Annotated in this window: 11 protein-coding genes and 1 riboswitch; of the genes, 7 read left to right on the forward strand and 4 right to left on the reverse strand. The window is 72.6% G+C overall.

Annotated elements, in window-relative coordinates; translation table 11 throughout:
* Together CITRIK5_RS12295 and CITRIK5_RS11540 are read left to right on the forward strand one after the other, a co-directional pair.
* On the forward strand, nt 1-262 hold a 262-nt coding region (locus tag CITRIK5_RS12295; RefSeq protein ID WP_236557207.1), incomplete at its 5' end, for a hypothetical protein.
* Nucleotides 163-1,302, forward strand: coding sequence for an acyl-CoA dehydrogenase family protein (locus CITRIK5_RS11540; RefSeq protein ID WP_236557190.1), 1,140 nt, complete (start codon nt 163-165; stop codon nt 1,300-1,302). The genes CITRIK5_RS12295 and CITRIK5_RS11540, both read left to right, overlap by 100 nt.
* On the opposite strand, the gene CITRIK5_RS11545 is transcribed toward CITRIK5_RS11540, so the two are convergent.
* Both CITRIK5_RS11545 and CITRIK5_RS11550 read right to left on the reverse strand, forming a co-directional pair.
* Entirely contained in the window at nt 1,277-2,017 is a 741-nt protein-coding gene (locus CITRIK5_RS11545) for a YoaK family protein (protein ID WP_036338795.1), read from the reverse strand. The two genes, CITRIK5_RS11540 and CITRIK5_RS11545, sit on opposite strands and share 26 nt — an antisense overlap.
* An 83-nt stretch (nt 2,018-2,100) precedes the next feature.
* A complete protein-coding gene (locus tag CITRIK5_RS11550) occupies nt 2,101-2,472 on the reverse strand; it encodes an ectoine synthase (protein WP_020624813.1) in 372 nt (123 codons plus the stop codon).
* A gap of 201 nt (nt 2,473-2,673) precedes the next feature.
* Nucleotides 2,674-2,790: riboswitch (glycine riboswitch) on the forward strand.
* A gap of 162 nt (nt 2,791-2,952) precedes the next feature.
* On the opposite strand from CITRIK5_RS11550, the gene gcvP reads away from it, so the two are divergent.
* The 3 genes from gcvP (at nt 2,953) to CITRIK5_RS11565 (ending at nt 8,020) form a co-directional block, all read left to right on the forward strand.
* A complete protein-coding gene (gene gcvP, locus CITRIK5_RS11555; protein WP_159833665.1) occupies nt 2,953-5,889 on the forward strand; it encodes an aminomethyl-transferring glycine dehydrogenase in 2,937 nt (978 codons plus the stop codon).
* 13 nt (nt 5,890-5,902) lie between these two features.
* On the forward strand, nt 5,903-7,069 hold the full coding sequence (gene gcvT, locus CITRIK5_RS11560) for a glycine cleavage system aminomethyltransferase GcvT (RefSeq protein WP_044659070.1): 1,167 nt from the start codon (nt 5,903-5,905) through the stop codon (nt 7,067-7,069).
* A gap of 117 nt (nt 7,070-7,186) precedes the next feature.
* On the forward strand, nt 7,187-8,020 hold the full coding sequence (locus tag CITRIK5_RS11565) for a thermonuclease family protein (RefSeq protein WP_002856692.1): 834 nt from the start codon (nt 7,187-7,189) through the stop codon (nt 8,018-8,020).
* Between the two features lie 11 nt (nt 8,021-8,031).
* On the opposite strand, the gene CITRIK5_RS11570 is transcribed toward CITRIK5_RS11565, so the two are convergent.
* Nucleotides 8,032-8,715, reverse strand: a complete 684-nt coding sequence (locus CITRIK5_RS11570) for a response regulator transcription factor (RefSeq protein ID WP_061867535.1) — start codon at nt 8,713-8,715, stop codon at nt 8,032-8,034.
* A gap of 151 nt (nt 8,716-8,866) precedes the next feature.
* Here CITRIK5_RS11570 and CITRIK5_RS11575 point away from each other — a divergent pair, with 151 nt between their 5' ends.
* Complete coding sequence (locus CITRIK5_RS11575) at nt 8,867-9,040, forward strand: hypothetical protein (protein ID WP_002856694.1); 174 nt, start codon at nt 8,867-8,869, stop codon at nt 9,038-9,040.
* A 21-nt stretch (nt 9,041-9,061) separates the two neighbouring features.
* Nucleotides 9,062-10,321, forward strand: a complete 1,260-nt coding sequence (locus tag CITRIK5_RS11580; protein ID WP_044659069.1) for a sensor histidine kinase — start codon at nt 9,062-9,064, stop codon at nt 10,319-10,321.
* 250 nt (nt 10,322-10,571) lie between these two features.
* Here CITRIK5_RS11580 and CITRIK5_RS11585 read toward each other — a convergent pair.
* Nucleotides 10,572-11,066 (reverse strand): hypothetical protein (locus tag CITRIK5_RS11585; RefSeq protein ID WP_236557191.1); only part of this gene is annotated, 495 nt, incomplete at its 5' end.

Consider the following 11,066-nt stretch of genomic DNA (forward strand, 5'->3'; position numbering starts at 1 on the left):
CCCGTCGCCGACGGAGGTGTTCCGCGCGGCCCGCGACCTGCTGGTCGAGTGCCAGACCGACTATGAGCGCGCCCGCGCCGAGTTCGAGTGGCCCCGCTTCGAGCACTTCAACTTCGGCTTCGACTGGTTCGACCGCCTGGCCCAGGACCCGGCCTGCCCCACGTGGACCTGCTGCGCCTGCGGGACCGCCTCGAACCGGTCGAGCGTGCCCGGCTCGACGCGATCGAGGACCACCTGCAGACCCGCGTGCGGCCACACCTGACCCGCTACTGGGACGCCGAGGAGTTCGCGTTCGACCTGCTGCCGGGCCTGGCCGAGCTGGGTCTGGGGCGCCTCGTCCTGGACGGCTCGTCCTCGCTGTTCCAGCAGCTCGTGCACGCGGAGATCGCCCGTGTGGACCTGTCCCTGTCCGCCCTCGTGGGCATCCACAACGAGCTCAACCTCGGCATGATCGCCGGCCTGGGCTCAGAGCGTCAGAAGGCCACGTGGCAGGGGCGCCTCGAATCCTTCGACGCCCTGGGCGCGTTCTGCCTCACCGAACCGGACCACGGCTCGGACATCGCCGGCGGCCTCGCCACCACCGCCACCCGCGACGGCGACGAGTGGGTCATCCGCGGCGCCAAGCGCTGGATCGGGGCCGGCACGATCGCCGACGTCGCGCTCGTCTGGGCGCGCGACACCGCCGACGGCGAGATCAAGGGCTTCGTGGTGCCCACCGACACCCCCGGCTACGAGGCCACGAAGATCAGCGGGAAGATGGGCCTGCGGATCATGCAGAACGCGGACATCACCCTGGACGTGCGTCTGCCCGCGGACGCGATCCTGCCCGGCGCCACCACCTTCGCCGCCACCCGCGCCCTGCTGCGCGACTCGCGCATGTGGGTCGGCTGGCAGGGCGTCGGCGCGCAGATGGGCGTGCTGGACGTGCTGCGCTCCTACGCGCTGCGGCGGGAGCAGTTCGGCCGCCCACTGGCCGCGTTCCAGCTGATCCAGGCCCAGATCGCCGAGGTCGCCGGCAACCTGGCCGCCTCCGCCGGGATGATGCTCCAGGTGGACGCCCTGCGGCAGGAGGGGCGGATGGAGATGATGCACGCGGCGATGGCCAAGGCCACCTCGACCCGGCTGGCCCGGTCCTCGGCGGCGCTCGCCCGCGACGCCCTCGGCGGCAACGGCCTGCTCACGGAGCACGAGATCGCCAAGATCATGGGGGACGTGGAGGCCATCTACTCCTACGAGGGCTCCTACGGCATGAACACCCTGATCGTGGGACGGGCCCTCACCGGCGTCTCGGCTTTCGTGTGAGCCACGCGTCCTGCAGGTCCTGGATCAGCGGGCGGTGGGCGATGAGCAGCAGCACGCCGGCCACCGGGATGACCACCTCGAAGCCCAGCCAGAGGTAGCCGGCCGCGCCCGCCACCCCGCCCAGGAAGAACAGGGCCACGAGCAGCGCCAGCAGTCCCACGCGCCGCGGTTCCCCGACGACGGGGGCCGCGGCCCCGGGGCCGTTGCGGTACAGGATCTTGCCGAGCTCGACGCCGATGTCCGTGACCATGCCCGTCACGTGCGTGGTGCGGATCGGCCACGCCCCGATGCGGGTGATCAAGGCGTTCTGCAGGCCCATGGTGAAGCACAGCACGGCCACCACGACCAGCGGCCGGTGCGCATCGCGGACGTGCTCGGCGAGCAGGCCGAACACCAGCATGCCGACGCCCTCGAGCAGGAGGATGTTGGCGTACCGCGACCGGAGGCCGTTGACCCGGCCCCAGTTGAACACCAGCGCGCAGACGACCGCGCCCAGGATGAACATGGCCAGCGCGAGCAGGCCCGTGCCGACCAGACCCGGGGCGTGGAGGACCGCCGCGTCCGCCATGGACGCCACGATCCCCGTCATGTGGGACGTGTACGTGGCCACGGCGACGAAGCCCACGGAGTTGAGGATCCCCGCGATCGCGGTCAGCACCAGCGCCAGGTGGGTGTTGCGGCGCACGGTGCGCTCGGGGGCGCACAGGTTGAGCACCCCGCCACCCTACGACCGGACGCCGCCGTCGGCGCCGACGCGGGAGGCGCCGTCGTCGACGCCTCCCGTCACCGTGCCCGGGCTCAGTAGCTGGAGTAGCCGTCCTCCGACAGGGTGTGCTTCTCGTCGCCGGTGATGGCGGGGTTGAACACCGAGATCAGGTGCATGTCCTCGGTGCCGCCGCGCAGGTCGTGCGGCTCGTGGTCCGGCAGGACGTAGATGACACCCGGCGTGATCTCGTGGACGGTGCCGTCCGGCTCCACCACGGAGCCGTTGCCCGCGATGCAGTAACAGGCCTCCTGGTGGTTGCGGTACTGGAGCTTCGAGGACGATCCGGCGCGCACGATCGTGTGGGCGACGGCGAAGCCCATCTCGTCCTTCGCGGTGATGAGGCGTTCGGAGGTGCCTCCGCCCCACTCGACCTTCTCGACGTCGTTCCGGCTGCGGGTGTACATGGGTGGATCGCTCCCTCGGTCGGCTCCGGGGCGGAGGAACACGCCCGCCCGTCCTCGCCACGGTAGGCACGGGCGCGTGGGGCGACTCAACCCCTCCCGGGCGCCCGTTTCATCAACGAAAGCCTTCGACACGCCCCGTCCGGCCCCTCCCGGGCGCCCTGTGACGCGGCGTACACGTGTGGGATACTGGCGGCACGCCGCATGCCCCGCGCGGGAGAGCGTCGGCGCGCGTCCTGCCCCGGCCGGCCGCGTGAGCAGGCCGCCGAAGGAGCAAACCCTCCCCGGGAATCTCTCAGGCATCCGTACCGCGTGGGGTCAGGCGCTCTGGAAAGCGTCTCACTCCGCCGCGCCCGCGTCCGGACCGAGACCACCGACGGTGCAAGCCGCCCACCCGGGCGTCGGAAACTCTCAGGTCCATGACAGAGCGGGGAGGAGCAGACCCACGCCGTGACCACGGCAGGATCCCCCCGGAGGTACCCCGTGACCAGCCCCCAGACCACCGAGAGCACGACCGCGCTGCCCCACGAGCGCGTCGAGCCCAAGGACACCGCCTCGGCCCCCTTCGTGGCCCGCCACATCGGCCCGCGCCCCGCGGACGTCGAGCACATGCTGCAGACCCTGGGCTACGACTCGCTCGAGGCCCTCGTGGACACCGCCGTCCCCGCCGGCATCCGCCAGCCGAAGCCCCTCGAGCTGCCCGCCCCGCTGACCGAGTCCGCGGTCCTGGAGCAGCTGCGCGAGATCGCCGGCCGCAACGTCATGAAGACCCAGATGATCGGGCAGGGCTTCTCGGACACCGTCACCCCGGGCGTCATCCTCCGCAAGGTGCTGGAGAACCCGGCCTGGTACACGGCCTACACGCCGTACCAGCCGGAGATCTCCCAGGGCCGCCTCGAAGCCCTCCTGAACTACCAGACGATGGTCCAGGACCTCACCGGCCTGGACATCGCCAACGCCTCTCTGCTGGACGAGGCCTCCGCCGCCGCCGAGGCCGTGCTCCTCATGCACCGCGCCAACCGTCGCAGGACCGACGGCGTCACCCTCCTCGACGCGGACCTCTTCCCGCAGACCCTCTCCGTGGTGCGCCTGCGTGCCGAGGCCGTGGGCATCGACGTGCGCGTGGCCGACCTCTCCGCAGGCATCCCCCAGGACGTCCGCGCCGAGGTCGAGGAGAAGGGCCTGTGCGGCGTCGTGCTGCAGCAGCCCGGCGACTCCGGCCGCATCCACGACCACGCCGCCGTCATCGCGCAGGCCAAGGAGGCCGGCGCCCTCGTGACCGTCGCGGCGGACATCCTCTCCCTCGCCCTGATCACCCCGCCCGGGGAGCAGGGCGCGGACATCGCCGTCGGCTCCACGCAGCGCTTCGGCGTGCCCCTGTTCTTCGGCGGCCCCCACGCCGCCTACATGGCCGTGAAGGAGGGCCTGCAGCGCAGCATGCCGGGCCGCCTCGTGGGCGTCTCCCACGACGACGCCGGCAAGCCCGCCTACCGCCTCGCCCTCCAGACGCGCGAACAGCACATCCGGCGCGAGAAGGCCACCTCCAACATCTGCACCGCCCAGGCGCTGCTCGCGATCGTCGCCTCGATGTACGCCGTCTACCACGGCCCCCAGGGCATCGCCCGCATCGCGCGCCACGCCCACGCCCAGGCCGTCCGCCTGGCGGAGGCGCTGCGGGCCGGCGGCGTCGAGGTCGCCGAGGAGCACTTCTTCGACACGATCACCGTCCGCGTGCCCGGCCGGGCTGAGCAGGTCCTGAAGGCCGCCGAGGAGAACGGCGTGAACCTGCGCCTGGTGGACGCGGACACCCTGCGGATCGCGGCCGATGAGACCACCGTCGACGCCGACCTCGTGGCCGTCCTGACGGCGTTCGGCCTGGACGCGGGCTCCCTGCCGGCCTCCGCGCACGAGGGCGCCGTGGCCACCCCGGCCGTGCCGGAGGCGCTACGCCGCTCCTCCGCGTTCATGACGCACCCGGTGTTCAACACCCACCACTCGGAGACGAAGATGCTGCGCTACCTGCGCCGCCTCTCCGGCTACGACCTGGCGCTGGACCGGACCATGATCCCGCTGGGCTCGTGCACCATGAAGCTCAACGCCACCGCGGAGATGGAGGCCATCTCCTGGCCCGAGTTCTGCTCCATCCACCCGTTCGCGCCCGACCACCAGACCGAGGGCTGGCGGTTCCTGATCGCGGATCTGGAGGCCAAGCTCGCCGAGATCACCGGCTACGCGGGCGTCTCGGTGGCCCCGAACGCCGGCTCGCAGGGCGAGTTCGCGGGCCTGTGGGCCATCCGCCAGTACCACCTGGCCCGCGGTGAGGGTGAGCGGGACATCTGCCTGATCCCGGCCTCCGCCCACGGCACCAACGCGGCCTCGGCCGTGCTGGCGGGGCTGAAGGTCGTCGTCGTCGCCACCGCCGACGACGGCACGATCGACGCCGCCGACCTGGACGCCAAGATCGCGGCGAACGAGGGCCGCATCGCGGCCATCATGATCACCTACCCCTCCACGCACGGCGTCTACGACGCCGACGTCAAGGAGGTCTGCGCCACGGTGCACGCCGCGGGCGGCCAGGTGTACATCGACGGCGCCAACCTCAACGCGCTCGTGGGCCTGGCCCAGCCGGGCGAGTTCGGCGGAGACGTCTCCCACCTGAACCTGCACAAGACGTTCTGCATCCCGCACGGCGGCGGGGGCCCGGGCGTGGGCCCCGTGGCGGTGGGCGAGCACCTGGTGCCGTACCTGCCCTCCCGCGAGGCCCTGATGACCGCGGCCCCGCACGGCTCGGCCGGCGTGCTGCCCATCTCCTGGGCCTACATCCACCTGATGGGCGCCGAGGGCCTGCGCTCCGCCACCGCGCACGCGCTGCTGGGCGCCAACTACATCTCCCGCCGCCTCGCGCCCCTCTACCCGACGCTGTACACGGGCAACGACGGCCTCGTGGCGCACGAGTGCATCCTCGACCTGCGCGAGCTCACGGCCCGCACGGGCGTGACCGCCGAGGACGTCTGCAAGCGCCTCATCGACTACGGGTTCCACGCCCCCACCCTGGCGTTCCCCGTGGCCGGCACGCTCATGGTGGAGCCCACCGAGTCCGAGGACCTCGAGGAGATCGAGCGGTTCATCGAGGCCATGGAGGCCATCCACGCCGAGATCACCGCCGTCACCCCGGAGACCGTGGCGGACTCCGTCCTGCGCCGCGCCCCGCACACCCTCAACGTCCTGATGGCCGACGAGTGGGACCGCCCCTACTCGCGCGCCCAGGCGGGCACGCCGGTGCCGGGCCTGCGTCTGGACAAGTACCTGCCGCCGGTGGGCCGCATCGACGGCGCCTACGGCGATCGCAACCTCGTGTGCTCGTGCCCGCCGCCCGAGGCGTTCGAGGGCGCCGTGGCCGACACCGCCGACGAGGACTGAGAGGATCACCCCCATGAGCGATTCGACGCGCAACTCCCCGCTGCACCCGGTCCACGAGGCCGCGGGCGCCACGTTCACGGACTTCGGCGGCTGGAACATGCCCCTGAAGTACGGCTCCGAGCTGGCCGAGCACAAGGCCGTGCGCACCTCCGCAGGCCTGTTCGACCTCTCCCACATGGGCGAGATCCGGGTCACCGGCCCGGAGGCCGGGGCCATGCTGGACCACGCCCTCTCGAGCGTGCTCTCCACGTTGAAGCCCGGCCGCGCCAAGTACGCCCTGTGCCTGACGGACGCCGGCACCATCCTCGACGACACGATCGTCTACCGGATGGACGACGGCGAGGCCGGCTCCGAGCCCGACTACCTGGTGGTGCCCAACGCTGGCAACATCGCCGCGGTCCACACCGCCCTGAACCAGCGGGCGTCGGGCTGGGACGCCGTCGTCGAGGACGAGTCCTCGACCACCGCCCTCGTGGCCGTGCAGGGCCCGCAGGCCGAGAGGATCCTCGCCCGGGCCATGCCGGAGGCCGCGGCGCAGCTGGCCGAGCTGAAGTACTACGGCCACCTGACCCTGACCGTGCCCACGGACGCCGGTGACGTCATCGCCGTCGTCGCCCGCACCGGCTACACCGGTGAGGACGGCTTCGAGCTGTTCCTGCCCGCCGCCTCCACCGCCGAGGCCGGCGACCGCGGCTCCGCCGTGTGGAACACGATGCTCTCGGCCGCGGACGAGGCGGGCGTGGAGCTGACGCTGTGCGGGCTCGCCTCGCGGGACTCGCTGCGCCTCGAGGCGGGCATGCCGCTCTACGGCAACGAGCTGGACACCGGGCACCAGCCGCACGCCTCCGGCGTCGGCTTCGCGGTGCCCGCGAGCAAGGAGGCCGACTTCGTCGGACGATCCGCGCTGGTCGGCAGGGACGACGTCGAGGAGGTCCTCGTGGGGCTGCAGGGCGCGGGTCGGCGTGCCGCCCGGCACGGTTACGCCGTGCTGGACGAGTCCGGCGAGCGGGTGGGCGAGGTGACCTCGGGCGCCCCCAGCCCGACCCTCGGACACCCCATCGCCCTGGCCCGTGTCCGCCGCGACGTGGCCGCCGAGGGCACGTCCCTGCAGGTGGACCTGCGCGGCCGCGGCGAGCCGTTCACCGTGGTGGCCACGCCGTTCTACCGCCGGGAGCGCTGAGCCCGACGCAGCCGTCCCTCGGCCCGCCGCTCGGCGGTCCCGGGGCCCTTCGCTAGACTCGGGCTCCGGGCCGTCGTCGCGGCCCCCCGTCCCGCCGTCCACCTGCAGGAAGTCCGCATGACTCACGTCGCCGCCCGTGCCCGGGTCCCCCTGAAGGGGCTGCTGGTCTTCCTCGCCGTCGCCGCCGTCCTGCTCCTGCTGGGCATCGTCACCGTCCTCCGCGGCGTGGCCGCCGACGCCGCCCGCGTGGACATCGTCACCGTGCTGGACGGCAACACCGTGGTGGTGAACCAAGGCGGCACCGAGCGGACCGTGGTCCTCGCCGGCGTCACGAGCGCGGGCCGCAACCCCGAGGGCCTCAAGGTCGGCCCCAACCTCTGCATGGGGGAGGAGTCCTACGCCTGGCTGCGTGATCGGCTCCCGCAGGGGGCGACCGCGAGCATGACCACCTCGGACGAGGGCGCGCCCGAGGGGATGGAGAGCGCGGTCATCTCGATCGGCGGCGGCACCGTCAACGTGGCCATGGCGGAGGCCGGCATGGCCGCCCCCACGGAGGTCGCCGTCGGCAAGCGCCTGGCGGAGGAGATCGCCCAGGCCAATCAGGAGGCCGTGGGTCGCGGCGTGGGGCTCTACGACATCGAGGAGCCCTGCACGTACCAGAACCGGCTCTACGAGGCCCAGTTCGCCCTGGAGCAGATCCCGGAGGACGCGGAGGCGTCCCTGACGAAGATCGACGAGCGAGCGGTGGAGTACGCGGCCGGCCTGGACCAGGTGCGCCTGGTGCAGCAGGAGATCCGGGCCCTCGACCCGGAGAACGGCACGTTCGCCGACCTCGCCTACGGGCCGGCCAAGGAGTCGCTCCTGGCCGAGGCGGACCCGGTGGTGGAGCACGGGATGCAAGTCCTGAAGGACCTCAACACGCGGCGCAACGAGATCGCGGCCCGTGGCTGACCCCGCCGCGCTCAGTCCAGGGCGAGGGTGACGAGCCCGAGCTGGGCCGCCCGGATGATCAGCTGGACGCGGTCGCGGACCTCCAGCTTGGCCATGATCCGCGTGAGGTTGGCCTTGACCGTGGACTCGGAGACGAAGAGGTTCGCGGCGATCTCCGGGTTCGACTGACCCCTGGCCAGCAGCCGCAGCACGCCCAGCTCCCGCTCGGTGAGGTCGGAGCCGTCGGGGCTGCCGGGCTGCACCGAGGTGGGGCCCACCGTCGGCCGGTCCCGCTCGATCGAGACGAGCAGCTTGGTCGCCACGGCGGGGGAGAGCACGGACTCGCCGCGATGGACGGCCTGAATGGCGCCCAGGATGGCCGGCGGCTCCGCGTCCTTGAGGAGGTAGCCGCCCGCTCCGGCGCGCAGGGCCGGCACGAGGTAGTCCTCGGACGTGAACGTGGTGATCGCCAGGACCCGGATCGCGGGGTGGGTGTCCTTGATCCGGCGTGTGGCCTCCACCCCGTCCATCAGGGGCATCTGCATGTCCATCAGGACCACGTCCGGCTCGATGGCGGCGCACGCCTCCACGGCTTCGACGCCGTTGGCGACCACACCCACGCAGGTCATGCCGGGGGCAGAGTCGACGAGCACGCGGAGCGCGCCGCTCATGAGCGGCTGGTCGTCGGCGATCAGGATGCGCAGCTCTTCGGACACGCAGGTCAGCGTAACCGGTGCTGTGGCGCATGCCACCTTGTCGGCGTCGGGGCGAGGCCGGGGTGCCCGCCGGCCGTCATCTGCGCCATGCCGCGGCGCGGCCTGTGCGCGGCGTGCACCATTTGTGACGGGCGTCATACATACTGGGGCCATGAAGACTCGCGCTCTCCTCGCTTCCGCTCTCCTTCTCGCCTCCACCCTCGTCGGCGCTCCGGCCGCCGCCGCCTCGGCGGCCTCGGCCGAGGACGACGTCGTCACGACCCTGGGCCTCGGCAAAGGCACTGCGGAGTGGACGTGCCGCCACTTCGGCATCTGGTGCGACTGACCCCGGGGCGGTCCGCCCCCGATGCCTGATTCGAGCCCATCGACCCCCTCCGTCCGGAGCGGCGCGCCCTCCCGGGCGCGCCGCTCTTCGGCGTGGCGTCAGGCGCGCAGCCTGCGGTGGCGCGCGTTCTGGGCCGCGGCGCCGCTGAGCCGCGTCTATCTCGCCTTCGGGTCGGCGTTCCTGCTCGCCTCGACCGCGTCCGACATCGGTCTGTTCGGCCCGGGCCACGGCGTCATCCCGGTCCTGGACGGGATCGCCATCGCGTCGGCGACCAGCGCCTTCCTCGCCCAGTGGTGGCGCAGCACGGTGGGCTTCGCCCTGCTCCTGCCCGGGGCCGTCGCGACCGTCGTCGGCGGTTCCGAGGTGCTCTTCGCCGTCGTCGCGCCCGTGGTCCTCGGGGCCGTCGCGGCGACCGCCCGTTCCTGGGGGTTCGTCGTCACGGCCGCCGTCCTGGCGCTGACCTGGGGCGTCGCCCAGCCGTTCGCGGTGGGTCAGGCGAACGCGACGTGGTTCATCCTGCTGCTCATGTCCATGGGCCTCGGCGGCGGGCTCTTCATCCGCGAGAGCCTGACCCGGCGGGAGCGGGATCGCCGCCGGGTGTTCGAGGCGGAGGAACGGGCCCGGCTGGCTGCCGAGGCCGAGCGTCGCTCCCTGGCCCGCGACCTGCACGACGTGGTCGCGCACAACCTCACGATCATCTCGATGCAGGCCCGGACGGCACGCTACCTCGGCACCCCGGAGGCGGCTCAGAGCGTGCTGGACGTGGTGGGGGACTCCGCGAAGGACGCGCTGCGGGACCTGCGGCGCATGCTCTCCGTCCTCCAGGAGGACGGGATCGTGGACCCGAGCGGTGAGCCGGGCGCCGCGGGGGACGCGGACGGCGCGACGTCCGCGGATCCGGTCCTGTCCGTGGCCCGCCTGGCCGAGGAGCTGCGCAGTCTCGGAATGACGGTGGAGACGGACGTCCGCTGCGACCAGAACGCGATGCCGATCTCCGTGCGGTCCACCCTGCACCGGGTGCTCCAGGAGGCCACCACGAACGTCGCCAAGCACGCCGGCGAGGGCGCGCGCGTGCGCATCGAACTCCGCGACGCGGGGTCGGACGTGGTGCTCGCGGTGGAGAACACCGTCGCCGAGCGGTCCGGCCCGCCGCAGTGGAACTCCTCCGGTGTGGGCCTGAACTCCATGCGGGATCGCGTGGCCACCTTCGGCGGCGCGATCGAGGCCGGGCCGGGGGGCTGGGGGTGGCGGGTGCGCGCGGTGCTCCCCCGGTCCGTCTGACTGAGGCCGGCGCCGGCACCGTCATGGACCACGTCCATGTGAGCTGCCTCACATCATCGCCCGAAAGTCTGCACCATCCGCCACTGTCGGGGGCGCCGTCGTCCCTCCTAGAGTGGGTCATGCCCCATTGAGACGGTGCACAGTGCGAATCACGAGCCGGGATACATGCCTGAGGGGATGCGGGCCCCGGACGCGGTTCCGAGAAGGACGATGGCCATCCGGCCATCGTCCTTTCTCGTTGCGGGCGTGCTCAGGCCGGCTCGGTGCGCGACGGCTCCGGGGTGACCGTGCGGACGAGGGGACGGGCCGCCGTCCGGCCCAGGGCCATGAGCACGGCGGCCGGGAATCCGATCACCGGGATGAGCATCGGCAGGATGCCCGCCGCGCCCTGCGTGAGCACCACCAGGCCGTAGAGCATGCCGATCAGCGCGTACGCCAGCACGTGGACCCACTGGTTGAGCACGTGCCGGAACGCCCAGTTCACGAGCAGGCACAGCGGCAGCCCCACCACCAGCCCGGCGACCCCGACCACCGTCAGCAGCGGTGTCAGGCTGCCGAAGGCCTGCAGGCCCGGGACCACGGCCAGGACCGCCACCACGGCGGCCATCACGAGGTTGGGCAGCAGCCAGGCCACGAGGAACCCGTTCAGTCCCATGCGCAGCTGCGGGCAGGGGCCGGAACGGGCCGCGCGGCGACGGGCACGGGCGGCGGACGCGACCGGGGCGGGGGTGGTCATGGCGGGAAC

The organism is Micrococcus sp. 116 (genome assembly GCF_902506395.1).
Classification (GTDB): Bacteria; Actinomycetota; Actinomycetes; order Actinomycetales; family Micrococcaceae; genus Micrococcus; species Micrococcus luteus.